This is a genomic window from Heyndrickxia sporothermodurans (assembly GCF_003055045.1).
Lineage (GTDB): Bacteria > Bacillota > Bacilli > Bacillales > Bacillaceae_C > Heyndrickxia > Heyndrickxia sporothermodurans.
The window spans coordinates 55,276-81,629 of the sequence record NZ_NAZB01000008.1 but is presented as its reverse complement, the minus strand read 5'-3'; the positions used below and the strand labels follow the sequence as shown (position 1 = coordinate 81,629).

The 26,354-nt window shown below is 35.3% G+C and carries 21 protein-coding genes and 1 other annotated feature; of the genes, 7 read left to right on the top strand and 14 right to left on the bottom strand.

From position 1 onward, the window contains the following. Positions 1-43: 43 nt before the first annotated feature. The 6 genes from mbcS to refZ form a co-directional block, all read right to left on the bottom strand. Entirely contained in the window at positions 44-1,624 is a 1,581-nt protein-coding gene (mbcS, locus tag B5V89_RS02160) for an acyl-CoA synthetase MbcS (RefSeq protein WP_107919895.1), read from the bottom strand. 127 nt (positions 1,625-1,751) lie between these two features. Then, positions 1,752-1,949, bottom strand: coding sequence for an alpha/beta-type small acid-soluble spore protein (locus B5V89_RS02155; RefSeq protein ID WP_107920225.1), 198 nt, complete (start codon positions 1,947-1,949; stop codon positions 1,752-1,754). A gap of 103 nt (positions 1,950-2,052) precedes the next feature. Next, positions 2,053-3,261, bottom strand: a complete 1,209-nt coding sequence (gene thiI, locus B5V89_RS02150; protein WP_066226873.1) for a tRNA uracil 4-sulfurtransferase ThiI — start codon at positions 3,259-3,261, stop codon at positions 2,053-2,055. Then, positions 3,258-4,409 (bottom strand): cysteine desulfurase family protein, encoded by a 1,152-nt coding sequence (locus B5V89_RS02145; protein ID WP_066226872.1) that lies wholly within the window; start codon positions 4,407-4,409, stop codon positions 3,258-3,260. Before B5V89_RS02145 ends, thiI begins: the two co-directional genes overlap by 4 nt. Positions 4,410-4,550: 141 nt before the next feature. Beyond that, positions 4,551-6,245, bottom strand: a complete 1,695-nt coding sequence (gene ezrA / locus B5V89_RS02140) for a septation ring formation regulator EzrA (RefSeq protein ID WP_066226869.1) — start codon at positions 6,243-6,245, stop codon at positions 4,551-4,553. Positions 6,246-6,424: 179 nt separating this feature from the next. Continuing rightward, a complete protein-coding gene (gene refZ / locus B5V89_RS02135) occupies positions 6,425-7,060 on the bottom strand; it encodes a forespore capture DNA-binding protein RefZ (RefSeq protein ID WP_108070296.1) in 636 nt (211 codons plus the stop codon). A gap of 187 nt (positions 7,061-7,247) precedes the next feature. Between refZ and B5V89_RS02130 the strand changes: the two genes are divergently transcribed. Continuing rightward, a complete protein-coding gene (locus tag B5V89_RS02130; protein ID WP_066226864.1) occupies positions 7,248-7,727 on the top strand; it encodes a GAF domain-containing protein in 480 nt (159 codons plus the stop codon). A 17-nt stretch (positions 7,728-7,744) separates the two neighbouring features. On the opposite strand, the gene B5V89_RS02125 is transcribed toward B5V89_RS02130, so the two are convergent. Then, a complete protein-coding gene (locus B5V89_RS02125; RefSeq protein ID WP_107958379.1) occupies positions 7,745-9,610 on the bottom strand; it encodes a sensor domain-containing diguanylate cyclase in 1,866 nt (621 codons plus the stop codon). A gap of 413 nt (positions 9,611-10,023) precedes the next feature. Here B5V89_RS02125 and rpsD point away from each other — a divergent pair, with 413 nt between their 5' ends. Beyond that, positions 10,024-10,626 (top strand): 30S ribosomal protein S4, encoded by a 603-nt coding sequence (gene rpsD / locus B5V89_RS02120; RefSeq protein ID WP_066226862.1) that lies wholly within the window; start codon positions 10,024-10,026, stop codon positions 10,624-10,626. A gap of 87 nt (positions 10,627-10,713) precedes the next feature. Here rpsD and tyrS read toward each other — a convergent pair whose 3' ends face one another. Then, positions 10,714-11,973 carry a tyrosine--tRNA ligase gene (gene tyrS, locus B5V89_RS02115; protein WP_107920606.1) on the bottom strand — a complete coding sequence of 420 codons (1,260 nt, stop codon included), beginning with the start codon at positions 11,971-11,973 and terminating at the stop codon, positions 10,714-10,716. Between the two features lie 51 nt (positions 11,974-12,024). After that, positions 12,025-12,241: a binding site (T-box leader), on the bottom strand. A gap of 140 nt (positions 12,242-12,381) precedes the next feature. Here tyrS and B5V89_RS02110 point away from each other — a divergent pair. Next, on the top strand, positions 12,382-15,222 hold the full coding sequence (locus B5V89_RS02110) for a transglycosylase domain-containing protein (protein WP_213083795.1): 2,841 nt from the start codon (positions 12,382-12,384) through the stop codon (positions 15,220-15,222). A gap of 100 nt (positions 15,223-15,322) precedes the next feature. On the opposite strand, the gene acsA is transcribed toward B5V89_RS02110, so the two are convergent. Next, on the bottom strand, positions 15,323-17,041 hold the full coding sequence (acsA, locus tag B5V89_RS02105; RefSeq protein ID WP_108070292.1) for an acetate--CoA ligase: 1,719 nt from the start codon (positions 17,039-17,041) through the stop codon (positions 15,323-15,325). 239 nt (positions 17,042-17,280) lie between these two features. Here acsA and B5V89_RS02100 point away from each other — a divergent pair, with 239 nt between their 5' ends. Genes B5V89_RS02100 through B5V89_RS02090 form a run of 3 tightly spaced genes read left to right on the top strand, consistent with a single transcriptional unit; the run spans position 17,281 to position 19,788 of the window. After that, a complete protein-coding gene (locus tag B5V89_RS02100) occupies positions 17,281-17,913 on the top strand; it encodes a GNAT family N-acetyltransferase (protein WP_108070290.1) in 633 nt (210 codons plus the stop codon). A 49-nt stretch (positions 17,914-17,962) separates the two neighbouring features. Then, a complete protein-coding gene (locus B5V89_RS02095; protein ID WP_066226847.1) occupies positions 17,963-18,613 on the top strand; it encodes an acetoin utilization AcuB family protein in 651 nt (216 codons plus the stop codon). After that, positions 18,610-19,788 (top strand): acetoin utilization protein AcuC, encoded by a 1,179-nt coding sequence (locus tag B5V89_RS02090; protein ID WP_108070288.1) that lies wholly within the window; start codon positions 18,610-18,612, stop codon positions 19,786-19,788. The genes B5V89_RS02095 and B5V89_RS02090 overlap by 4 nt, the downstream gene beginning before the upstream one ends. 24 nt (positions 19,789-19,812) lie before the next feature. Here B5V89_RS02090 and lepB read toward each other — a convergent pair whose 3' ends face one another. The 3 genes from lepB to B5V89_RS02075 all read right to left on the bottom strand — a co-directional run bounded on the left by lepB (position 19,813) and on the right by B5V89_RS02075 (position 22,857). Further along, on the bottom strand, positions 19,813-20,361 hold the full coding sequence (gene lepB, locus B5V89_RS02085) for a signal peptidase I (RefSeq protein ID WP_066226843.1): 549 nt from the start codon (positions 20,359-20,361) through the stop codon (positions 19,813-19,815). Between the two features lie 179 nt (positions 20,362-20,540). Continuing rightward, positions 20,541-21,539 (bottom strand): catabolite control protein A, encoded by a 999-nt coding sequence (gene ccpA, locus B5V89_RS02080; protein ID WP_066226841.1) that lies wholly within the window; start codon positions 21,537-21,539, stop codon positions 20,541-20,543. A gap of 235 nt (positions 21,540-21,774) precedes the next feature. Continuing rightward, positions 21,775-22,857: a bifunctional 3-deoxy-7-phosphoheptulonate synthase/chorismate mutase gene (locus B5V89_RS02075; RefSeq protein WP_108070286.1), complete on the bottom strand. Its 1,083-nt coding sequence runs from the start codon at positions 22,855-22,857 to the stop codon at positions 21,775-21,777. A 274-nt stretch (positions 22,858-23,131) separates the two neighbouring features. On the opposite strand from B5V89_RS02075, the gene B5V89_RS02070 reads away from it, so the two are divergent. Beyond that, the gene (locus tag B5V89_RS02070) at positions 23,132-25,288 is read left to right on the top strand and encodes a cell division protein FtsA (protein WP_108070284.1); all 2,157 of its coding nucleotides are present in this window, start codon (positions 23,132-23,134) and stop codon (positions 25,286-25,288) included. 33 nt (positions 25,289-25,321) lie between these two features. Here B5V89_RS02070 and B5V89_RS02065 read toward each other — a convergent pair whose 3' ends face one another. Both B5V89_RS02065 and B5V89_RS02060 read right to left on the bottom strand, forming a co-directional pair. Then, positions 25,322-25,711: a YtxH domain-containing protein gene (locus tag B5V89_RS02065; RefSeq protein ID WP_108070282.1), complete on the bottom strand. Its 390-nt coding sequence runs from the start codon at positions 25,709-25,711 to the stop codon at positions 25,322-25,324. 22 nt (positions 25,712-25,733) lie between these two features. Next, positions 25,734-26,225, bottom strand: coding sequence for a DUF948 domain-containing protein (locus B5V89_RS02060; protein WP_066226831.1), 492 nt, complete (start codon positions 26,223-26,225; stop codon positions 25,734-25,736). Positions 26,226-26,354: the final 129 nt, after the last annotated feature.

Genomic DNA, 26,354 nt, shown 5'->3' with positions numbered 1-26,354 from the left:
GAACAGATAGCTTTTATATAGCTATCTGTCTTCATGAAATTATTTATTTTGCTTTTTCTAATTCTTGCTGCCGAAGTTCAATTCGGCGAATTTTTCCTGATGTTGTTTTCGGAAGTTCTTGAATAAATTCGATCTCACGAGGATATTTGTATGGAGCCGTTAGATCTTTTACATGATTTTGCAAAGACTTGATTAAGTCGGGCTTTTCAGGGTCTACTCCATCTTGCAAAACGACAAAAGCTTTTACAATATTCCCTCGCACTTCATCCGGACTTGCGACAACGGCACATTCCTTAACATCCGGATGTTTAACAAGTGCATCTTCCACTTCAAAAGGTCCAATGGTGTATCCGGAACTAATAATAATATCATCCCCGCGTCCTTCAAACCACAAATAACCTTCTTCATCCTTTTTTGCTTTATCGCCAGTTACATAATAATCTCCACGAAATTGCATTGCAGTTCTTTCCGGATCTTTATAATAATTTTTGAATAAAGCCGGTGTCTCGATGTGAACGGCAATATCCCCAACTTCCCCTACTTTGCAAGGCTGTCCATGTTCATTTATTACTTCTACCCTATTCCCTGGAGTTGGCTTCCCCATTGAACCGGGTTTCAATTCCATATCTTTAGTAATTCCTACTAATAATGTATTTTCAGTTTGACCATATCCATCTCGAACAGTAATATTGAAATATTTTTGGAATGTCTCAATGACCTCTCGATTTAATGGTTCCCCAGCAGATACTGCACTATGAATATGTTTCAACTGGTAATCAGATAAATTATCAACTTTCGCCATTAACCTATATTCTGTTGGCGTGCAGCATAAAACATTCACTTCATGTTTATCAAGTAAACTTAAGTATGTCTTCGGATCAAATTTTCCATTATAAACAAATCCAGTAGCCCCAGAGCCAAGAACAGATAAGAAAGGACTCCAAATCCACTTTTGCCATCCCGGACCTGCAGTGGCCCAAACTGTATCATTTTCCTCTATGCATAACCAGTGTGGTGCTGCAGTACGTAAATGGGCATAGCCCCAGCCATGGGTATGGACAACACCTTTTGGATTACCTGTCGTCCCAGAAGTGTAGGATAAAAATGCCATATCATCTTTAGATGTACGAGTGATTTCAAGGGAATCACTTGCTTTATCTGCTAATTCATTTAAATATAGCCAATTACTGATCTCTTTTCCTATTACAAATCGTTTTAATTGATGCGATTCAATTACTTCTTCAAATTGATTGACGTATGGATAGTAAGAAACAATCCCTTTTACATCACCATGCTGTATTCTGTATTGTAAATCTTTTGTTTTTAACATTTCAGAACTTGGTATGACAACAATACCTGTTTTTAGTGCGGCTAGGTATACTTGATAGGCTTCGATTAATCTTGGAACGATAATAAGGATCGTATCCCCTTTTTGTAGTCCATTCTCTATGAAAACATTCCCAATTTGATTGACTCTCTTAATTAAATCTTTATATGTAATTTCCTTCGTTTCTCCTAAATCATTTTCCCATTTTATTGCAATTTTATTTGGATTAGATGCATATTTTTCTACTTCTTCTACAATATTGTACACTTTAGGTGCTAATAAGTCTTCACGGTTCATTTATCATACCTCCTCGAAAAAGTTAGTTCTATTATACTAAATAATTTAAAGATTTTAAATAGTAATAACAAAGAGGCAAATAAAGAAGGGAAGCAGGTATCCTGCTTCCCATAGCCATATTATTTAATTAATGTTGATGAAAACCGCCAAGTTGTTGTTCAGCCATTGAAACTAGGCGTTTTGTAATTTCACCACCAACAGAACCGTTAGCGCGTGAAGTTGTATCAGCTCCAAGATTTACACCAAATTCTTGAGCAATTTCATATTTCATTTGATCAAGAGCTTGTTCTGCACCAGGTGCTACTAATTGATTATTGTTCGGCATGTGTTTTCACCTCCTTGTGAGTATAGATTGTGCGAAAACACATGCCTTCATTCAAATTATTGATTGGTAATTGTTCCTTGTAATTATAGAATTATCCAATATATTATAGTAAATCAGAAAAAGTCTCTTCACGGCTCTTACTTTCAGTAGAAACAATGATTGTTTCTACATTTTGGACTGCCTCTTGAATAAGCGATTCAAAATCCACTTTAGTCTCAAAATACTGCATTTTATCTAATTTTGGACGCGTTTTCGGAGCTGGAGGAGTAAAGATCGTACAACAATCCTCATATGGTAAATTGGATATTTCAAATGTATCGATTTGTTTAGCAATATCGATAATTTCCAACTTATCCATCGAAATTAAAGGACGAAGAATTGGTGTCGCAGTCACATCGTTAATCGCAATCATACTTTCTAATGTTTGACTCGCTACTTGACCGAGGCTTTCCCCCGTAACAATCGCTAAACCGCTATTCATTCGTCTAATTTCATCGGTAATTCGCAGCATCATTCTTCGCGTTGCTGTCATCGAATAGCCTTCAGGAATTTGCTTATGAATGATTTCTTGAATTTTTGTAAATGGCACAATATGCATTTTTACAAAACCATTATATGCAGCCATTTTTTGTGCAAGATCGATCGCTTTTTGCTTCGCTCGTTCACTCGTAAATGGAGGGCTGTGAAAATGAACAGCTTCCACTTTCACTCCTCTTTTCATCGTTAAATACCCGGCGACAGGACTATCAATTCCTCCTGAGAGCATAAGCATTGCCTTCCCTGAGGAACCTACTGGCAACCCACCTGCACCACGGATAATTTCACTCGACATGTAGACGCCATCTCTTCTGACATCAACGATAAGATTTATATCGGGATTTTTCACATTTACTTTGATACCTTCGAGATTGGTAAGAATATAGGATCCAATCGCATGGTTTATATCGTTTGTATCCAATTCAAATGATTTATCACCACGTCTTGTAGAAACTTTAAATGTTGCACCCTCTTGGTAAAGTTGCTTAACAAGTGTTAAGCCAACTTCCTTCATTTCATTAATTTGTTTTTCCGCTTTTACAGCTAAACTGAATGATTGAATACCGAACACTTTTGACAATTCTTCCATAATCGGTTCACTATCTTCACCATTTAACAATATAAACATCCGATCATGTCCGCCTTGAATAGTAATATTTTTAAATTCTTTAAGGACACCGCGAATATTTCTTTTCAAATGGGTGATAAAATGATTTCTATTTTTCCCTTTTGTAGACAGTTCTCCATATCTAATTAATATACGATCATATTTCATTTTGTGTCCCCCACTACTTCATACAGTTTGGTTAATATTCTTTCTAATTTTGTTATAAATATTTTTGCTTCATCCATTGTATTATCATAAGATAAACTGATTCGAACTGCTCCAATCGCTTCTTCATCAGTAACTCCCATCGCTTGTAATGTTCTGCTTATCGATTTTTGTTTAGATGAACAAGCACTTGTCGTAGATACATAAATATTTTCCGCTTCTAGTGCGTGAACAATGACTTCTCCCTTTAAACCAATTGCGGAAAAATTAATAATATGGGGAGCAGATGTCGTTGGATTCGTGTTCACCTTAATGGAAGGCATTTTTTTTAAGTTTAAGATTAAATAATCCCTTATCGCCAACATATCTGTTCGTTTTTGCTTACGTTTTTCTTCTGTTAGACGGAGTGCTTTAGCCATCGTTACGATTCCACTGACATTCTCCGTACCACTTCGAACTTTATTTTCCTGGTTTCCACCTGAAAATAATGGTGAAATACGTATTCCGTCACGTATATAGAGAACACCAATTCCTTTTAGACCATGGAATTTATGAGCGGAAATTGAGCATAAGTCAACTTTGGCTTGATGAAGAAGTAAAGGGATCTTTCCAATTCCTTGAACATGATCAACATGGAATAATATTTTTGGGTAATTCGTCAAAAGTTCCCCAATTTCTTCAATAGGCTGAACTGCCCCCATTTCATTATTCACATGCATAATTGAAACGAGTATTGTATTGTCCCTAATGGAAGAGCTAAGATCATTTATGTCAACTTGACCATATTCATCTACTGGTAAATACGTAATTTCAAAACCTAATTTACTTAACTGTTCGCATGCTTCGTATACGGAAGGATGTTCTACCCTCGTTGTTATAATATGATTCCCGCGAGAACGATACGCAAGAGCTGTTCCTTTAATGGCTAAATTATTACCTTCTGTTCCGCCAGATGTAAAATATATTTCATTTTCTTTTACATGTAACAGATTGGAAATTTGTTTTCTTGCTTGGTTTACTAATGTTTCTACTTTCCCGCCAAAATTATGAAGGGACGAAGGATTTGCGTAGTATTCCTTTGACACTTTCGCAAATGCATCAATCACCTCATCATATGGCTTCGTTGTTGCACTATTATCAAAATAAATCATTTATAAACACCTTCAAATATGTCATCTAATTAGTTCATTCCAATGATAAATCATAACATAGGTTAAGAAAATTGAAAATGGAAGGAATCGCTACTCTTCATTTACTGAAAGACAAAAACGAATGCGAAAAACGCATTCGTTTTATATTACTTCTTGATTAATCATTTCTTCAATATTTTTCAGTGCTCCCGGCTCTACTTCCTCTACGGCAGTTGCGGCTTCCTCTAATGCTAAATGATAGTCATAGTTTCTAAAATATTCTTCAGCCTGTCGTAATCCTTCAGCTACTTTTGGGTTACGCGCACGATAGCGATTTCCATACTGAATAACTTTTTCCACTAGCACCACAGTCTCTACAAGTTCTATCGTTTTATCATATAATGCATCAACAGCATTTATCGCTTCCTGTAAATAGGTTTGAATTGCTTTAATATTTAATGGCTTTTCATTTAAGCTTTTAAAAACATCTTGAATGTTTTCATGGACTTGTTCCATAAATAGTTCAAAATCATTCGGAAGGCCAGGAATATTGCTTTTTGAAATGATTTTTAATGCATCACTCGTTTTCTTTTTTAATTCAGTTAATTTTTCACGTGCTTCAAGTTCGTCTTTTCGCAAATTTTGTAAATGAAGTGTAAATTCTTTTTGGTCTTCTTTTACTTTCTCAATTGCTTCACGAATATCAGTTAATTCATCACTTAAAGTGGTGTATGCTGAACTATCGTCTGCTATTTTTAATTCGAGTGTTTCAAATCTCTTGATTAATTTTCCTAGTTGTTTATCAAGACTATTAGGGATTTCCAATTCCCCTTCTAATAGTTGATAACTCTGTTTCACAAAATTCGTTTCCTCTTTCATTTTTTCATTAGTTTCCTTAACAAGCGTCAAATCATTTTTTGTCTCGTCATGATGTTTATGAATAAAATGTTTTGCATCCACTTCTTTTTCTAAAAGTACATACAAAATATCTATTTTTTCCTTAAGATCTGCGATTCCGGAATCTACTTCATCAACATCCGTTTTTTCCAATAATTCCTCGTAAGTTTGCAAGGATTTCCTTAAGTCAGCTATTTCCTTATCTATTTGTAGATGATCTAAAATAAATCCTTGTTCCTTCATTTCTTTATGCCCTTCTTCAATTTCATTCAATTGTGAAGGGAGTATTGTCGTTACTTCTGTAATTAATTCCGGAATTTTTTCGACCTTTTCAATTAACGTTTGCACTTCGTCCTTTAAAACATTGATTACTTCCCTTCCTTTGAGGTAATCTCCGTTCTCTGTCAGCTCGGTAAAATGATGGAATTTAGTTGAAATAGCATCCAATTTCATTTCTAAATTTTGAATGGACTTGCCATATATATGCCGCTCAATTAAAAGCGTCTTTTTTATCATTTTATACTTATTACTCAATTCTTCCATTTCAATGCGGCTTTCTTCTTCACTGCTAATTAAATCTCTTAATTCCGCCAAAATCGTTTCGATTTTACTTTCCACATTCGTTAAAATGGTTTCGATTTTCAGATTTGATTCTTTTGCCTTTTTAAAACGGAACTTATCTGTGAATTCTTCTGAGTCGAACAGAAAGTCCTCAATATCCGGAAGTTCTACAGCAACAATATCATCCCAGGCTTTTCTCCAACTTTCAAATAATTCTTCCGTTTCGCCTGTCATATTTAGCTGCTTTACTTTTCCCAGCTCGTCCACGACCGGGCGATTCATTATATCAATTTTCCATGCTTCTAATTTATCAATCTCTTTATAATATTTCTTTCTCGTAATAAATCCAATTACTAAGAATATGAGTACAATTACGATTGCACCGATGACATAAACCATCGTAAGCCCCCTGTTCCGTCCAAAACTGATCTATATTTTTAATTAATCGATTTGATTTTACTTATTTTAGTATGTAGTATTTATGATACCATGTAACGACAATTTTTGACTATTAAATTCAACATTTTTCTTAGTATATTTATAGAAAAAAAACAACTCCGGGGAAATTTTCAGAGTTGCTAAATTGGAATATTAATTTTTCTTGGCTGGTTTATGATGTTCGTTTCGATCCATTCGTCGATTTTCTCATAATATTTTTCTACGAAATAATTTTCTTGCGGAAATAGGTTCCATACTTCCCTTAAATATTGACTATTCAAAAAGGGCATCGTCATGAGACTTCTTAATTGGATGATTAAATAACCTATATTGGATTCTAAATAGTGATCAGGGACAATTGCCTCGATTAATTTTTTGTATAAATACCTTTCCTTCATTAAATAGGATGAAGTGATTTCACGAACAATCTGCGAATCGATTGATACTTCCCGCCAAACGAAGCGTGATAGATGATGGTTCTTACTTTGAAAAGCTAAAATTTTATACACTGCCCGTTTCATACAATAGTCAGGGCGGTCATTTTTTAATAGATTTACCTCTTCTTCTATAAATTCAATGTACGCTTCAAAAAATTGAATGAAGCATTTTTCAAGCAAGCCTTGCTTACCTTCAAAATAATACGATATATTGGCGGGATTTACTTTTGCCTTTTTCGCAATATCTCGAATAGATGTTCCGTCAAAACCTTTTATATTAAATAAAAGAATCGCCGCGTCTACGATTGTATCCTTCGTCGAACTTCTCCTATTTACCATAGATACACCTCATTTCAATCTTTTTTGCTTGAATAATAGAAATATTTATGCTACAAGTAATTCAAGTAATGATCTATTCATTTATATTATTTCTTGTTCATATCAGGCTTTTCCTTTAAGGAAATATCGACATTATCAGCAAAAATCAGCAATTACGAAAATAATTTGTAGAAATAAGGTGAATTATATGTTTCATTCAGCTAAGTATGAAGGGACACAGTCAGAGAAATATGATTTAGTAAAAAAACAACTAAAGGCATTAATTGAAGACGAACCAAATCAAATTGCCAATTTAAGTAATGCCTCTGCACTATTAAACCAATTTCTCGACCGTATCAATTGGGTTGGCTTTTATTTAATGGATGGAAACGAACTTGTATTAGGCCCTTTTCAAGGTTTACCGGCATGTGTCCGAATTCCAATCGGTAGAGGTGTGTGCGGGACAGCTGTTCAAAAAAGAAAAACATTAAGAGTAGCTGATGTAAATACGTTCCCGGGACATATTGCATGTGACTCTGCATCCCAATCGGAAATCGTTATTCCTATCATTAAAAATGATTCAGTCATCGGTGTTTTAGATATTGATAGTCCTGAAAAAAATCGTTTTGATGAGACAGATGAAATTCATTTAAAAGAATTTGTTGAAATTTTGGAGACATATCTATAATTAAAACAATAGAGCCCTTAAAAGGGGCTCTTATCTTCTTTAATGACTACTTGATTTTTCCCGCGTTCTTTCGCATGATAAAGACCGACATCTGCACGATTAAAAAGGCTTTCCACTTGATCTTTTCTTTTCTTATTCCAGTAGGAAACGCCGCAGGAAACGGTAATCTTTGGCTTGGTGTTTTTATATACCGCTTCCACTAACCGATGAGCAACTTGTGATCCTGTTTTTAACGAAGCACCGGGAAGATAGATGGCCAATTCCTCTCCACCCCAACGTGCACCTATGTCTGAAGAACGTATATTTTGTTGAATAATGTTAGCGACTTGAACGAGTATTTCATCCCCTGTTTGATGTCCAAATGTATCATTTACTTTTTTAAAATTATCAATATCTAATAAAATAAATGTACCTTCCTCGTCTTTTTCCATTGATTGTTTAATTTCATCATTTAGAAAACCTTTAGCAAATAGTTGTGTTAACTGATCTGTGATCACCATCCGTTCTAGCTCTTCTCTTAGCATCGAGTTTGTAATTGCCAAAGTCGAATGATGAATCAATGATTGAAATAATTTAAACATATCGAATGTGAAATAATAGGGAATACTGTGTGAAACTATACAAAAACCTTTTAAACTATCACTCTCAATCATTGGAACAACCATTAATGAGGAAAAAGGTATAGTTTCATCTGCTAACTGATTCTGTATATTGCTATACAAAAGGGCCTCCTTCTTCACCCGAATATTCTCTGCTATAAACTCAACGCATTTCTTCCCTACCTCTGAAAGAAAAACACTGTTGCTCCCATTGAGAATAGTAAACTCTGTATCCTTTAATAGAACAAATCCGATATCGTCTGTATTAAATGATTTTTTTATTTGTGATTTTAAAAATTGAACGGTTTCATCCAAACTAGTTGAAGAATTTAAACGATGAGAGGTATCATTGATTAATTGTAAATCTCTAATTAACGTTTGTGATTGTTCATATAATTTGGCATTTTCAAACGCACTGCCGCCAGTATTGGCAAGTAAGCGAATGAACTCAACTTCACTATTTTGAAAAACAAACGAAGCAGAAGTAGCAACTTCCAATACACCATAAACTCCCTGTTTTCCACAGAGTGGGGCATATAATATCGTATGATTTTCAGTACAAATTTTTTCAATTCTTATTTCGCCACTAACGTAAGAATCCATAACAGCGCCATCAATATGATCCAATTGAAGTTCTTTAATGGGCAACGTTTTGTCGTGCTTTGAATCATTCGAAAGTAATAAATTATACGTAAAGTAGGGAAAAACTTTTTTTAACGCTTTAATAATTTCATTTAAAACAATATCTACATCCATTGAGGAGTGGAATTTTTCTGTAACTCGAAAAAGCTCCTTATATCTACCTTCTTCATTAAGAATATCTGATTGCTTTTCAATTATTTGTATCGTTTTTCCACTTTCATATATAAAAGAGTTTACATTCGGAGAAACGAATTCACTTAATTTATCTTCATTAGCATGTAAAAATAAATAGCCCTTTTCTATCTCGTTATACTTTAGATGAAACGCTGAATTAAATATGCTCAATTGTGGGTGCATACTTAATATATCGTGCCCCACATAATCACTTTCGATAAAGATTGCCTGTAACGTGTTCGTAGAGATGCATTTCGGGAAGTCGAATGGTTGTTTAGAAAATGAATGTTCAAAACAATTCCGATTATTATTATCCTGTTGCGGTTTATAATAAACAGCATGTGTTACATCTAAACAATCAGCGATAATAGTTATCCAATTAGCAATACGTTTTTCTAGTTTATCTTCCATAAGATCAAATAATCGAGATTTATAATATAGGATAAAACTTTGAGCACAAATTTCCATAGTATAATCACCTGTCATTATAAGAGCATAGTATTCATGGATTTTTTCTCATATTAATTATGAACAAACGCTTAAATGGTTCTAATAGCATAGTACTATTATACTATATGATTCTTTTTTTGTATAGAAAAATCTACCATTAAGGTGTTGCGAATCACATTAATATGAAGTATTGCCTTGACTTTATTTATAAGAGAACATATAATGTTCTTTGTGTAAAATAATTGCAGCCTTTGTGAACAGCTTTATGATCGTATGTTGTTCCCATTTTTAGAATTCCTTCTAAAAATGTGGTGTATCGCGTAACCCTCTGCTGCTAGGGCGATGGTACATGAAAACATCATACACTTAATGATTATTCACACCTGGTTTTTATTTTACTCAAAATAAAAACAATAAAGGAGGAGTCTTAAATGGCTCGTTATACTGGTCCAAGTTGGAAATTATCTCGTCGTCTTGGCATTTCATTAAGCGGAACTGGTAAGGAATTAGAAAAACGTCCTTATGCACCTGGACAACATGGTCCTAACCAACGTAAAAAACTTTCTGAATATGGTCTTCAATTACAAGAGAAGCAAAAGCTTCGCCATATGTATGGAGTGAATGAACGCCAATTCCATAACACTTACCTAAAAGCTGGAAAAATGCAAGGTAAACACGGTGAAAACTTCATGATTCTTCTTGAATCTCGTTTAGATAACCTTGTATATCGTCTTGGTTTAGCTCGTACTCGTCGTCAAGCACGTCAACTTGTAAACCACGGACATATTCTTGTAGATGGAAAACGTGTTGATATTCCATCTTACCGCGTATCACCTGGTCAAACAATTGGTGTTCGTGAAAAATCTACTAACTTATCTACTATCAAAGAATCAATCGAAGTAAACAACTTCGTACCTGAATACCTTACTTTTGATGCAGATAAACTTGAAGGTACATTCACTCGTTTACCAGAACGTTCTGAATTACCAGCTGAAATTAACGAATCATTCATCGTTGAGTTCTATTCTCGTTAATTTTTCTAAAACCACTTGTATTTATACAAGTGGTTTTCTTTTGAATTAAAAATAAAAGACGAACCAATTTGGTTCGTCTTTTATTTTTTAATAGCGAATTAAGAAATACTTCTTCTTCCCTCTTCTTATAATCGTAAATTGTTCTTCAATTCGATCGTTCATTGATAATATATATTGGACGTCTGTATTTCGTTCTCCATTTATATATATCGCTCCATTTTGAATATCTTCGCGGGCTTGGCGTTTAGATGGTGAAATTTTCGCTTCTACTAATAAGTCAACTAGAGCGATTTCTTCATTTCCTTTGAAATCAAATGATGGAACGTCTTTAAATCCTTGCTTAATTTCATCCGCAGTTAAGTTCTTTACCTCGCCGCTGAAAAGGGCTTGTGTAATCTTCATTGCTTGCTCTAAAGCATCTTCGCCATGAATTAAGCGAGTCATTTCTTCCGCTAATGTTTTTTGCGCTTTTCGTAAATGTGGTTCCTCTTCAACCGCTTTTTCTAATTCTTCAATTTCTTCCCGTGATAAGAACGTAAAGTATTTGAGGTATTTAATAACATCAGCATCAGCAGTGTTAATCCAAAATTGATAGAATTCATATGGTGATGTCTTTTCCGGATCAAGCCAGATGGACCCGCCTTCTGTTTTTCCGAATTTTGTTCCATCGGCTTTTGTCACTAATGGAATCGTTAAGCCGAACGCCTTTTCAGTATCTGGACTCATTTTACGAATAAGCTCTAAGCCTGTTGTGATATTTCCCCATTGATCACTACCACCAATTTGCATTCTACAGTTATGATTTTTGTATAAATGGAAAAAGTCTATGGCTTGTAATATTGTATACGTGAATTCAGTAAATGAAATACCTGTTTCTAAGCGTGAAGCAATGGTATCCTTCGCTAACATGTAATTGACACCAATGAATTTTCCATAATCACGTAAGAACGTAACTAAGTCCATCGTACCGTTCCAATCATAGTTGTTCACCATGATTGCACCATTTTCTCCTTCAAAGTCGAAAATGTGCTCAAGCTGCTTTTTAATCCCACGAACATTATGGTCAACCGCTTCTAAAGTTTGCAGCTTTCTTTCTTCTTTTTTTCCACTAGGATCTCCAATTAAGCCCGTTGCACCACCAACAAGTACAATTGGACGATGTCCTTCCTGTTGGAATCTTCTTAATGTAAGATATGGAAGCAAATGACCGATATGCATACTGTCAGCTGTCGGGTCAACCCCACAGTATAACGAAATTTTTTCCTTATCTAGAACCTCTTTAATTCCTTCTTCATCTGTTTGTTGATAAATAATCCCTCTCCATTGCAAATCTTCTAATAAACCCATTTCACATCACTCCATTCTGTGTAAAATAAAAAAGCCCCTTCGTTTATAAAACGAAGGGACGATAATGCTCGCGGTACCACCCAACTTGAGAAACAGATTTGTTCTCCACTCAAAAATATAACGGTATCTACCGTTTACTGCTACTAGATCATTTCACAGTAAATGCTCCAGGATGTAATTCATCATAACTATTTGTATCGACTTTCAGCAACCGTCGACTCTCTAAAACATGGATAGTTAGACTACTTTATCCTTTCAACGCTTCTTCATATGAATTTGTACTTATAAAAGTTAATCTATTTTAAACATACCTCCTAAAGAAAGTCAATTGCTTTCAGAAAAATAATGATTTTAACATTACTATAATAAATTTATGCTATAATGTATGTGATTTTGAGGGGGAATATGATGGGTGAAAAAATGACTAGATTATTAGAACGTTTAAAGGAATCACTAGCGATTTTTCAAAACAAAAAGGTACAAAAAAACTCTAGAATTACAATTGGGGTTATTTGGAATCTATTATTAATATTATTCATTGTGATTGTCGTAGGTGGTTTCTTTGCTGGCGGTGTTGCTGCAGGATATTTTGCAGCTTTAGTTAAAGACGAACCCGTTCGTCCTTATAATGAAATGAAGAAGGACATATACAATTATGAAGAGACATCACAACTCTATTTCGCTAATAAGGTCTATTTAGGAAAAGTAAAGTCGGATTTAGATCGCGAAGAAGTGAAAATCAAAGATGTTTCGCAATTTTTAAAAGATGCATTAATTGCTACCGAAGATAAATATTTTTATGAGCATAACGGTGTTGTCCCAAAAGCGCTATTTCGTGCTGTTTTTCAAGAGGTAACCAATTCCTCAACACAAACTGGCGGTAGCACGCTCACACAACAAATTATCAAAAATCAAGTATTAACAAATGAAGTATCGTTTGATCGAAAGGCTAAAGAAGTATTATTAGCTCTCCGCTTAGAAAAGTTTTTTAAAAAAGATGAAATACTTGAAGCTTATTTAAACGTCTCCACGTTTGGCAGAAATTCATCCGGCCAAAATATTGCAGGTGTTGAATCAGCTGCAAAAGGGATATTTGGAGTGTCGGCAAAAAAGTTAAATCTTGCTCAAGCCGCTTTTATAGCAGGATTGCCACAAAGCCCGTTTATGTACACCCCATTTACAAATGGAGGCAAGCTTAAAAGTAAAGACGGATTAGAGCCGGGTATCAATCGGATGAAACTAGTCCTAAGTCGAATGCTGGACAATGGTTATATTTCAGAAAAGCAATATAAAGATGCGATGAATTACAATATCGTTAAAGATTTTATCAAACCACAAAAAAGTCCACGAGAAAAATACCCATGGTTAACGTATGAAATCGAAGACCGTGCTCGAAATATCGTAGCCATTATGCTGGCACAAAAAGATGGATATAAAGAAAAAGAGTTAAATAAAAATAAAAAATTATATGATAAATACACAACACTTGCCGATCGTAACATTCGACAAAATGGCTATAATATTCACACAACAATCGATAAAAAAATCTATGATAAAATGCAAAAAGCAAAAGACGAATTTGATGGTTATGGACCAAATAAAACAGTTACAAAAATAGACCCAAAAACCGGGGAAGAAAAATCAGTAACAGAACCTGTCCAAATCGGCGGAATATTAATTGAAAATAAAACAGGAAAAATATTAAGCTTTGTCGGCGGCAGAGATTTTAAAAAAGAACAATTAAACCACGCTACGCAAGCAAGAAGGCCAAATGGTTCAACGATGAAGCCGCTTCTCGTATACGCACCTGCGATGGAAATGGGTGTAACTGCACCTGGAACCGTGATTGCTGATTCAGATACAGGAATTAGGTCCGGTGGCAGAGCATGGCCGACCAATTATTCGGGAAGATATTACGGGTTAGTAACGACCCGGGAGGCTTTAGCGAAATCACATAACGTCACTGCTGTCAAAGTATATCAGAGAACGATTAATCAAAGACCAGCAAAATATCTTAAGAAAATGGGCTTTTCGGATTTAGTTCCCGGTGATTATGAAAACTTGGCGACCGCATTAGGTGGGCTTACTAATGGCGTCACTGTTGAAGAAAACGTTAATGCTTTTACAACCTTTGCAAATGATGGAAAATTTGTCGATGCTTATTTAATTGATAAAATTACAGACAAGAATGGCAAAGTAATATACAAGCATAAAACAAAGCCTGTGAACGTATTTAGCAGTCAAACTTCTTATCTCATGCTTGATATGATGCGCGATGTTTTCAGATATGGTACCGCTGCAAGTGTACCTAGTATGCTTAAATTTTCTGCTGATTGGGCAGGAAAAACAGGAACAAGTAATGATTATAAAGATTCGTGGATCGTGGCATCGAATCCAAAGGTCACATTCGGAACTTGGATTGGTTATGATACACCAAGCAGCTTAGAAGCTGTTGGTTATGGAGATTATAATATTAGAAACTACCGGATTTGGAGTAAATTAATCAATACTGCCTATGATATAAATCCGAAACTAATTGATCCGGACGAAAGATTTAAAATGCCAAGTGGGATTGTTCAACGATCCTTTTGCGCAATATCTGGAATGCTTCCATCCAAAGGATGTGCCAATGCCGGGCTTGTAAAAACTGATTTATTTAATAGTAAATATGTGCCTACACAAACGGATAACAGTTTAATTCAAGGAAAATATGTTATCATACATGGAAAAAAATATTTAGCACTTAATTCTACACCAGCAGAGTTTGCTCAATCAGGATTAATTTTAAACCCTGATTTTGTCAAAAAGTTATCTAATGGTAATATTGATCCCGGGCAATTGATACCACCAAATGATCCGCTATGGAAAAAGATTCTTGCACCACAAGATAAAATAAGTGATGATGGTAAAGCACCGGCATCTATAAAACTGAATGCTTCCGGTAATAAGCTTGTTTGGCAAGGATCAAAAAGCCCAGATGTAATTGGTTATCGGATCTATAGCGGCGGTAAAAAAGTAGGCTCTATTCCAGCTGATAACAATTTGTCCTACTCTGTAGGAAATGGAAATTATTATGTTGTCGCAGTGGACATTGCCGGTAAACAATCAGGTCCATCAAACGAAGTCAAAATTGGCGCCAACACATCCAAGGTTGAGAAGAAAAATAAAAGTAAAAACGAAAATACAAAAGAAGCAAAAGAAAAAGATAAAAATCGAACGAAAGACAAGAATAACAAAAAGAAATCTTGATCAACCTTAAATTTTCTATATAATAAGCAATACAAAAGCCCGCATTCACGATGCGGGCTTTATCTTGCTTATTATAAGGTACTTTTCTCTTTTCTTAGTTTTAATCTTCCATTGTTGACAAATCGCCTGCCGGTAAGTCTAATTCCCATGCTTTTAAGACTCTACGCATAATTTTTCCACTTCTCGTTTTTGGAAGTTTATCACGGAACTCAATTTCTCTCGGTGCCGCATGTGCAGCTAATCCTCTTTTCACAAACTGACGAATATCTTCCTTCAACTCCTCCGTTTCTTCTACCCCATCTAATAATGCAACAAATGCTTTAATAATTTCCCCACGAACTGGGTCAGGTTTACCAATTACCCCTGCCTCAGCAATTGCCGGGTGTTCTAATAGTTTACTTTCCACTTCGAATGGGCCGACACGTTCTCCTGAAGTCATAATGACATCATCGACACGACCTTGGAACCAAAAATAACCATCCTCATCCATGTAAGCTGAATCACCTGACACATACCAGTCATTAGGTAAGAAATAGGAATCATATTTTGCCTGGTTATTCCAAATCGCATACATCATTGACGGCCAACCTTTTTTAATCGCTAAATTTCCCATGCGATTTGGAGGTAATACATTCCCTTGGTCATCAACGATAGCCGCTTCCACTCCCGGAATTGGTTTCCCCATTGAACCAGGCTTGATTTCCATACTTGGATAGTTGCAAATTAAATGTGCACCCGTTTCCGTCATCCACCACGTATCATGAATGCGTTTATTAAAAACTTTCATTCCCCAGCGAATAACCTCGGGATTAAGTGGTTCTCCTACACTTAATACGTGACGCAAAGTATCTAAATTGAATTTCTTAATAATCTCATCACCCGCACCCATTAGCATACGGAATGCGGTTGGTGCACTATACCAAACAGTTACACCAAAATCCTCAATTGTTTTATACCAATCTTCAGGTTTAAAACGGCCTCCTACAACAACATTCGATGTTCCTGTTAACCAAGGACCAAACATACCATAAGAAGTACCAGTAACCCAGCCCGGATCAGCCGTACACCAATATACATCTTCCTCCTTTAAATCAAGGACCCATTTAGATGTTTGGTATTGTTGGATCATTGCATTATGAACATGTAATACCCCTTTAGGTTTGCCAGTTGAGCCAGAGGTGTAATGAAGAATTAGTCCATCTGTGCGATCCATCCATTCGATCTCTAAGTCCTTTGAAGCTGTTCTTAAATGTTTTAGAAAATCTTTATATTTGTCATCTTCCTCTACGTCCGTACCTACGAGAAAGATTGTTTTTAAAGCAGGAAGCTGATCGACAGGAACACGTCCAACAAGTTCAGGAGTTGTTACTAATACTTTTGCTTCACTATCTTCTAATCGATCTTTTACTGCTCCTTCCATAAATGCTTCAAATAAAGGGCCAACGATTGCTCCTACTTTAATGGCTCCTAATGCAGCGATATAGAGCTCGGGTGAACGCGGCATAAAAATAAATACTCTATCACCCTTTTCAACATTTCCAGTTGCTTTAAATACATTACCTGCTTTATCTGAAAGCTCTTTTAACTCTTTAAATGTATATTTTTCATTTCTTGTTTCATTTCGAAAGTAGAGGGCTATTTTATTTTTTCGAAAAGTATTTGCATGTCTATCAATTGCTTCATAAGCCATATTCACTTTTCCTGTTTCATACCAAGAAAAAGCCTTTTCTGCTTCCTTCCAATCGAAGTTATTATATGTATCCTCATAGCTTTGTAGATTATAATTTCCATTCACAGATGACAGCGTTCTCAATTCCATTACAAGTCCCCCTTATTAAAAAAATTCACACTATTATTATAGTACAAAATAAAAAAATTCACAAAAATTTTTTATTTTTATATATATTCCTATTGATTAATAGAGAGAAACTAGTTTTTGTCGTGTATAATGATTGTAAGCGCTTGACTATATAAAACTAACTTTTTAAATCCATCACAAACACCCTTTTTGAAAAGTTATGTATAATTACTTTAGAAAAAAGTAATAGGAGTGGCAAAATGGAGCATAAAAAAATTTATAATGCCATGGAGTTAAAGACAACGAAAGGGAACTTAATAATTGAAGGACCTATACCTTCTGAGCAGCTGGCAAGTCTTGAATTCCATGAGGATTTAGTTGCCTTTCGTCCACCCGCACAACAACATAAAGCATTAATTGAAATTGCCGACTTACCAGAGGGACGAATTATTATCGCAAGAGAATTCAATACAATCGTCGGATATGTTACTTTCCTCTACCCGGATCCTTTGGAGCGCTGGTCACAAGGAAAAATGGAAAATTTAATTGAACTTGGTGCTATTGAAGTTATTCCGAAATTTAGGGGTTGTTCAGTTGGGAAAAGTTTATTAAAAGTATCGATGATGGATGATGCGATGGAGGATTATATTATAATAACAACTGAATATTATTGGCATTGGGATTTAAAAGGAACAGGCTTAAATGTTTGGGAATATCGAAAGGTAATGGAAAAAATGATGGGAGCTGGAGGATTAAAATGGTTTGCAACAGATGATCCGGAAATCAGTTCACATCCAGCCAACTGTTTAATGGTCAAAATAGGAAATAGAGTGGATAATGAATCTATTCAAAAATTCGACCAATTACGATTCATGAATCGATTTATGTACTAGATTCAAAGTTACGCAGTCGGGATTAGTTACTTATTAGGAGTTGAGTTCTGTGATTATTGAAGAAGCAATGAAGACAGATGTTATCACGTTACATGCTGAAGATACTATTCATTCAGCTCTATTATTGATGAGAAAACAGAAAATCCGCCATATTCCGATCGTTGATGAACATGAACAATTAGTCGGCCTAATTACCGAAAGGGACATCAAGGATGCGACACCATCACCTTTATTCAAAAAAGATCAACTCGAAAAAGAACTGAATTTCCCCATCGGCGATATAATGAAAACCGATGTGATAACGGGGCATCCATTAGATTTTGTTGAAGAAGTGGCAGGCATTTTTTATGAACATAGAATTGGTTGTCTACCAATCGTTCAAAATAAAAAAATCGTCGGGATTATAACAAGTACTGACTTGCTCCGAACAATGGTGGAATTGACAGGTGTGAACCAACCCGGTTCACAAATTGAAATTAAAGTTCCCAATCGCACGGGAATTCTCAATGAAATAACAGCCATTTTCAGTGAAATGCATGTAAATGTTCATAGTGTTCTTGTTTATCCGGATAAGAAAGACGCACAATCAAAAATATTAGTATTTCGGATTCAAACAATGAATCCTATTCGAGTTATTCAGCATCTTAACGAAAAAGGACATATTGTATTATGGCCGAATATGCCGGGTATGTCAGTATGAAAGATGCGGTTTTTATTTATTCGGATGAACTACTTTCTTATCGTTTTTCAAAAGAACATCCATTTAACCAATTTCGCCTTACATTAACACTTGATCTTTTAAAAGAATTAAACGTTATTCATAAAGATGATATTGTTAAACCTAGAATGGCAACCGATGAGGAACTTCAATTGATTCACGATCCAGCCTATATTGCCGCTGTAAAAAGTGCGGGCGAAGGGCATTTGGCGGAAGATATAGCTGAAAATTATGGATTAGGAACAGAAGATACACCGATGTTCCCCGGGATGCATGAAGCAAGTGCGCTGTTAGTTGGAGGTACACTTACCGCAGTGGATTATGTAATGACGGGGCAGGCGTCACATGCATTACATTTAGGCGGAGGGCTGCATCATGGATTTAGAGGCAAAGCTTCCGGCTTCTGTGTGTATAATGATAGCTCCGTTGCGATAAAATATTTACAAGAAAAATATCATGCTAGAGTTCTTTATATAGATACAGATGCCCATCACGGTGATGGGGTGCAATGGTCATTTTATGATGATAATAACGTATGCACTTTCTCCATTCATGAAACAGGTCGGTATTTATTTCCTGGGACAGGCAATGTCAATGAGTGGGGAAATGGAATAGGCTATGGGTATTCATTTAACATTCCCATTGATGCATTTACAGAAGATGAGTCATGGCTTCAATGCTTTACAACGACAATTAAAGAAGTAGCGGCTTATTTTAAACCCGATGTTATATTAACGCAAAATGGTGCGGATGCTCATTATTATGATCCATTGACGCATTTATCTGCTTCAATTAATATTTATCGTGAAATACCAAAAATTGCTCATGAACTTGCACATCAATATTGTGACGGGAAATGGATAGCTGTTGGAGGCGGCGGGTATGATATTTGGCGGGTCGTCCCGCGAGCATGGTCGATGATTTGGCTAGAAATGATTAATCATCCCCCACTTTCAGGGAAACTGCCCGATTCATGGATAAACAAATGGAAAACGAAGGCTCCTATTCCTATTGCCACTACTTGGGAAGATCCACAAGATCTTTATAAGCCAATCCCAAGAAAACAAGAAATAACTGAAAAAAATTTCAAAACAGCAGAAAGGGTCCTTCATTTTTTACAACAACAAAATACGCAAAAAAATAGTCCCCTAATATAAAAAGGAGGACTATTTTTTTGCGTATTATTTAAAAAACTTTATTTCATTAAACGGCCAAAAACGCATCTTCACTTTCCCTACGACAGAGTCCATTGGGATGACGCCAAATATCCGACTATCTTTACTAACTAATCGATTATCACCTAGTACATATAAATAGCCTTTAGGCACTTCCTTTTTTCCAATCTGATCTTCTAAAGTAAAGTCCTCTGTTAATTTTTGCGATGCTGGTAAGTCTTCTTTGTTTGCTTTCAAATACGGTTCCTTATATGCTTTTCCATTAATATATAAAACATCATTTTTCATTTCTATATGGTCACCTGGTAGACCGATGACTCTTTTTACATAATGTTCATCTGCATCAGGCGCCTGAAAAACAATTTCATCGAATCTTTTAATATCACTAAGCTTACTTACGATAATTCGATTGCCATCTTGTAAATTCGGCATCATCGATTGACCTACAACAATAGATGGTGTAAAAACAAAATACCGGACAATAAACACAATAACTGCGGCAAGTAAAATCGATTTAATCCATGAATAAAGTTCTTTCTTCGCCTTATTCCCCAAAATTAGTCACTTCCTTCTTGAAATCAAACAAAAGAGATTGTCTATTTCACTGCACTTTTTTATATTAAGATTATCAGAAATAGATCAAGGTGGCAATTTGGATTTTTTTAATCATATTCTAATAAAAAAATAACTGCAAATTGATAAACCATTAGCAGTTATTTTTTTGATATTCAAATTTATTTAGTAGAATCCCTATGTTCGATTCGATGTGGAAGAATCACAATATTCTCAGAAACCTTCTCTTTGTTCATATATTTAGTTAACAGACGCATGGCTACTGCACCTATGTCGTAAAGCGGCTGAACAACAGAAGTCAGCTGTGGACGAACCATTTGTGCTAATTTTGTATTATCTGAAGTTATGATTTCCACTTGTTCAGGAATGATAAGACCCGAATCTTGTGCCCCGTGGATAACTCCCAAAGCCATTTCATCATTTCCAACATATATTGCAGTTGGTCTTTCCGGTAACGTATTTAATTTCTGCCAAGCTTCAATTCCAGAGTCATATGTGTAGTCGCCTTCAATCACATATTCCTCATTAAAAGGAATTCCAGCTTTACTAAGCGCTTCCTTATATCCTTCTAATTTTTGTTCTTTATTAATAGGGTTATGCAATGGACCTACAACAAATGCTATATGCTTATGTCCTTTTTCAATAAATTCAGTTGTCGCATCAAAAGCTGCCTCTTTATAATTGATATTAACGGAAGGGATTTTATTGAATGGCTCGATTGAGCCCGCTAAAACAATTGGAACAGGTGATCGTTCAAATTCAGTCACATGCTCTTCTGAAATATTTCCACTCATAAACACAATTCCATCCACTTGTTTTCCCAGCATCGTATTTAATAAATGTAATTCTTTTTCCTTATTTTGATCAGAGTTGCTCAAAATAATATTGTATTTATACATCGTTGCAATATCTTCAATTCCTCTAGCTAACTCAGCAAAGAAAATATTTGAAATATCGGGAATAATTACTCCAACTGTTGTGGTCTTCTTACTAGCTAGACCTCGTGCAACTGCATTTGGACGGTATCCTAGTCTTTCTATTACTTCTACAACTTTTTTTCTAGTAGCAGGTTTAACATTTGGATTTCCATTTACCACCCTAGACACGGTGGCCATAGAAACATTAGCTTCCCGAGCTACATCATAAATTGTTATATTCATGCCATATTCACGCTCCAATATTTACACTATACATTGATAGTTTTTAACAGTAATCATAATTCTAATCATTTATTTTAAACGAATTGAAAAAATCTATTATAATCATACGATAGACTGATATATCATGCAATGAATAACACCAATTTGACAATTTTTAAATATATTCAAAAGTATTAGATAGGATTCTTGTTTAGCCTCTTGAGCCGGACAGCTATGAAAAAAGCCTTCTAAAAAATTAGAAGACTTTTGCCGCACCGCGTGATGCTTGTAATTGTTTATAAAATTGGTCAAATTGATTTAGGTCCATTTGTTGTGCAGCGTCGGAAAGTGCTACAGCTGGATCTGGATGGACTTCAGCCATAACCCCATCAGCACCAATTGCTAAAGCAGCTTTAGCAGCTGGTAATAATAAATCTCTTCTTCCTGTTGAATGTGTCACATCAACAAATATCGGTAAATGTGTTTCTTGTTTTAAAATCGGTACTGCCGTAATATCTAATGTATTTCGAGTGGCTCTTTCATATGTTCGAATTCCACGTTCACAAAGAATAATTTGACCGTTTCCCTGCGACATAATATATTCAGCTGCATTGATAAATTCATCAATGGTCGCAGCGATGCCCCGCTTTAATAATATCGGTTTCTTTACCGCACCCGCCGCTTTTAGTAATTCGAAGTTCTGCATATTACGAGCGCCAATTTGAATAACATCTAAATAATCGACCGCTTTTTCGATGTCTTCCGGTGAGACGATTTCACTAATCACTGCTAGGCCAAATTCATCAGCAATCTGTTTAAGAATTTTTAACCCCTCAAAACCTAATCCTTGAAAATCATATGGTGAAGTACGCGGCTTAAATGCTCCACCTCTTAATAGCGTTAGTCCCTTTTCTTTTACAGACTGTGCTACCTGTGCAACTTGTTCATATGACTCGACTGCACATGGTCCAAATACAAAATGAGGATTTCCATCACCAATCGTTGCACCCTTAATATTTATGATCGTATCTTCAGGTTTCTTTTTCCGAGAAACAAGAAGTGCTTTTTGATGGTCATCTTGTTGAAGGTCGAGACTCGCTTTAAAAATTTCTTTAAAAATATGTTCTACCGTAGAGTTTTCGAATGGTCCATGATTATTTTCCTTAATCAAGTTGAGCATCGATCTTTCACGAACTGGATCAAAGCGATTTACGCCTCCAGTTTCTTTTACTCGTCCAATTTTCTGCACTAATTCAGCTCTTTGGTTAATTAACTCTAAAAGCTGTAAATTCAAATCCTCAATCTGTTTACGTAATTGATCTAGCTCCTGATTTCCCATTCCTTTCATCCTCTCTCATATAAATAGCATCTCTTACTGAACACTTTCAAGCTCAAGTTGTTAACATACTAATGAAATGACAAAGTAAGTTTAATTTTATTCACCTTTATGATACATTTTAAAAAGGATTATGTCATATCACCAAAGAGTTTAAAATATTTATTAGGCATAATTATAATTCATTGCATTCAAAATGTCACTATAATAACTTTAATAATTAAACGCTTTTAAGTAATAAAGTATTTTATGAAATATATTAAAGAAGGTGTATCATTTGCAAGATAAAAAGAAGATATTTGCATTGGACATTGGTACACGATCTGTCGTTGGAATTATTCTAGAAGAAGCAGATCAACACTATTATGTTGCTGATGTATTAGTGAAGGAACATTCAGAAAGAGCAATGCTTGATGGACAAATTCATGATGTTGTTTCTGTTTCAAATATTATTAAAGAAGTAAAAGAAAATTTAGAAGAACATCATGGGCCATTAAGCAAAGTATGCGTCGCAGCTGCAGGGCGTGCGCTTAAAACTGAAAAGGCGGAGGTTTCCATTTCTATAAAAGGAAAGCCGATGATGACAAAACAAGATATTTTGCATCTAGAACTAAGTGCTGTTCAAAAAGCACAGTCACAAGCAGCAGAAAAGTATTCTTCCCAACAAAGTCAATTTTACTATTGTGTTGGTTATTCGGTTTTTCAATATCGTTTAGACGGAGAGGAGATTGGGAACCTTATCGATCAGCAAGGGGACGAAGCGGCGGTTGAAATTATTGCTACATTCCTCCCGAGAGTCGTAGTAGAATCATTGATTGCAGCGTTACAAAGAGCCGACTTAGAAATGGATGCATTAACACTCGAACCAATTGCGGCGATTAATGTTTTAGTTCCTACATCCATGAGAAGGCTGAATGTTGCACTTGTAGATATTGGTGCAGGAACATCTGATATTGCAATAACAGATTTTGGCACAGTTATTGCCTATGGAATGGTGCCGATTGCCGGGGATGAAATTACGGAGGCGATTAGTGATCAATTTTTGCTAGACTTCCCTGATGCAGAAAAAACCAAACGGCAATTAATCGACAATGATTTGATTCGAATAAATGATATTCTAGGATTCGAATCAGAAATAACGAAAGAAAAGATGATTGAGCAAATATCACCTGCAATTGACAAACTAGCAAAGGCGATATCCGATGAAATTTTATTACTCAATAACGGGAAAGCACCAAAAGCAGTTATGCTCGTCGGAGGTGGAAGTCAAACTCCGGAAATTTGTAGTAGAATTTCAAACCATTTGCAATTACCTATGAATAGGGTCGCCATCAGAGGGACAGATGCCATTCAAAGTCTGACAATCGCAACGGATATTCCGAAAGGTCCGGAATTTATTACTCCAATCGGCATTGCAATTGCGGCTCAAGCCTCACCCGTCCACTACGTAACTGCATATGTAAACGAACAACCAGTTAGATTATTTGAGGTAAGAGAATTAACAATTGGGGATTGTATATTAGGTTCAGGAATTAAACTTAACTCAATCCACGGAAAGCCTGGTATGGGAATTGTCGTTACTCTTAATGGGCGGCAGATTACGATTCCGGGTGACCATGGGGAACCACCTATTATTATGAAAAATGGGGAACTATCCACACTAGATACATTCATAAATAATGGGGATCAAATTAACATTATCAAAGGGAAAGATGGACTGCCTCCGCATGTAAAAATTAAAGATCTCCTTGATGAGATTCCAAGTAAACAAGTATATATTAACGAAAAGCCTGTAACCATTTCTACAGTGATTAAAAAAAATGGAGACATCGTTTCATTTGAGGAAATCCTTGCTGATGGGGATTCAATTGAATTATTCTTTCCGACTAATATAGAAGAATTACTTCATACATTAAACATGATTGATATACTACATGAATTAAAACCATTCCGCCTGAAAGTTAATGGCAAAGAAACATTTTTTCCGTTCCAATCAGCTAAAATCACCATTAATTCTGAGGATGCTAAGTTATCCAGTCTATTTCATCATATGGATCGTATCACTATCGAAAGAAGACATCCTCTAACGGTAAAAGATTTTGCCAAACTTAAAAATTTGCAATTAGAAAACTATATTCATGTTTATTTTAATGGTGAGAAAGTAAAAATAAGTAAGCCGTTAACCGAAATTATTAGATCGGGTCAACCATTGTCATCGGATGAATATATTCTTTATGGGGATGAAATTGAGTTAAAGTTTTATAAAATAGAACCATTTGTTTTTCAAGATATTTTTCGATATGTTGATATAAGTATGCCTCACAATAGCAACGGAAAATTTGAACTTTTAAATAATAAAGAATCTGTCACTTTTTATGATACCATTTCTGAAGGTGATCAGTTGGAAATTATTTGGCCTTCTGTATATTATTAAATAAAAACCCGGAGGTTATGAACCTCCGAGTTTTTAAATGAATTCTTCATCATAACTTTCGTCTTTTTCTTCCTTTTCTTCGTTTTCAACTTTATTTTGCAGCTTTTCAGCTTTATCCTTTACTGTTCCTACGAGTTGACTTCCTTTATCAACAGCTAAATCTTTTAGTTGAATCGTTTTTTCTTTTGTTGTTGCTGCTAAGTCATTTCCTTTTTGGGTTACAGCAATGCGTAAATGGTCTGTCTTTCCTTTTATCGTTTCGACCTGATCTGCTAGATCATTGCGTAATTCCTTACCTGATTTAGGAGCTAAAAGTAAAGCAGTTAAAGCACCAACGGCTCCGCCAATGATTGCACCGATTATAAAATCTTTTGATTTCCCTTCGTATTGTTCTTCTAATTGTTTCACTTCATTATTCGCCATGTTACATTCCTCCTCAGAAATTTTAGCCTCTCGCTCTTCTGACTTCACGTAATTGGGGTTCATTTTCATTGTTATTAGTAATTGATTGCTTGATTAGCTTCTTTTCTCTTTTCTCAGACCACTTGTCCTTAATTTCTTTAAATACATTGCTCCACTGGATTACTTGTGTAATTTTATCTTGGTTCTTTTCTACTTGATGTGTCACATTATTAGTTACTCTTCTGATGGATTCATTAAGCGATTTAATCGTCGTACCAACATCTTGGACAGCGTAGACAACTGTGTTGAGCTTTTCGGATTTTTGTTGAATGTCTTCAGCCAGTGCATTTGTTTTATGCAACAACATCGTTGTTTCACCGGTGATTCCTTGCATTTGGCCTTCAATGCCTTCCATCGTTTTTGATACTTGATTTAATGTTTCCTTTACTGAATTTAAAGTTTTCGAAACACTAATTACTAGGACTAGAAAGGCAATAGCAATTAATGCAACGCTTAAATACAGAATAATAATCATTAAACAATACCCCTCCTTTTTTAAACAATACCCAAATGAAAAAAATACAAACCAAATTATGTACGCTTACATCATTTTTCTACTTTATTTTCTCATATTCAATCATTTTCGCCAAATGTTTTTATGTGA

Bases quoted from the DNA above. Each gene is read 5' to 3' on its own strand.
- B5V89_RS02100 (WP_108070290.1), top strand. From the start codon at position 17,281: ATGGAGCATAAAAAAATTTATAATGCCATGGAGTTAAAGACAACGAAA.
- tyrS (WP_107920606.1), bottom strand. From the start codon at position 11,973: ATGGGTTTATTAGAAGATTTGCAATGGAGAGGGATTATTTATCAACAA.
- B5V89_RS02110 (WP_213083795.1), top strand. From the start codon at position 12,382: ATGGGTGAAAAAATGACTAGATTATTAGAACGTTTAAAGGAATCACTA.
- B5V89_RS02125 (WP_107958379.1), bottom strand. From the start codon at position 9,610: ATGGAAATTTGTGCTCAAAGTTTTATCCTATATTATAAATCTCGATTA.
- acsA (WP_108070292.1), bottom strand. From the start codon at position 17,041: ATGGAATTGAGAACGCTGTCATCTGTGAATGGAAATTATAATCTACAA.
- ccpA (WP_066226841.1), bottom strand. From the start codon at position 21,539: ATGAATATAACAATTTATGATGTAGCTCGGGAAGCTAATGTTTCTATG.
- rpsD (WP_066226862.1), top strand. From the start codon at position 10,024: ATGGCTCGTTATACTGGTCCAAGTTGGAAATTATCTCGTCGTCTTGGC.
- refZ (WP_108070296.1), bottom strand. From the start codon at position 7,060: ATGGTAAATAGGAGAAGTTCGACGAAGGATACAATCGTAGACGCGGCG.
- B5V89_RS02075 (WP_108070286.1), bottom strand. From the start codon at position 22,857: ATGGGAAATCAGGAGCTAGATCAATTACGTAAACAGATTGAGGATTTG.
- B5V89_RS02155 (WP_107920225.1), bottom strand. From the start codon at position 1,949: ATGCCGAACAATAATCAATTAGTAGCACCTGGTGCAGAACAAGCTCTT.
- ezrA (WP_066226869.1), bottom strand. From the start codon at position 6,245: ATGGTTTATGTCATCGGTGCAATCGTAATTGTACTCATATTCTTAGTA.
- B5V89_RS02060 (WP_066226831.1), bottom strand. From the start codon at position 26,225: ATGATTATTATTCTGTATTTAAGCGTTGCATTAATTGCTATTGCCTTT.
- B5V89_RS02145 (WP_066226872.1), bottom strand. From the start codon at position 4,409: ATGATTTATTTTGATAATAGTGCAACAACGAAGCCATATGATGAGGTG.
- thiI (WP_066226873.1), bottom strand. From the start codon at position 3,261: ATGAAATATGATCGTATATTAATTAGATATGGAGAACTGTCTACAAAA.
- B5V89_RS02065 (WP_108070282.1), bottom strand. From the start codon at position 25,711: ATGGCGAATAATGAAGTGAAACAATTAGAAGAACAATACGAAGGGAAA.
- B5V89_RS02130 (WP_066226864.1), top strand. From the start codon at position 7,248: ATGTTTCATTCAGCTAAGTATGAAGGGACACAGTCAGAGAAATATGAT.
- B5V89_RS02090 (WP_108070288.1), top strand. From the start codon at position 18,610: ATGAAAGATGCGGTTTTTATTTATTCGGATGAACTACTTTCTTATCGT.
- mbcS (WP_107919895.1), bottom strand. From the start codon at position 1,624: ATGAACCGTGAAGACTTATTAGCACCTAAAGTGTACAATATTGTAGAA.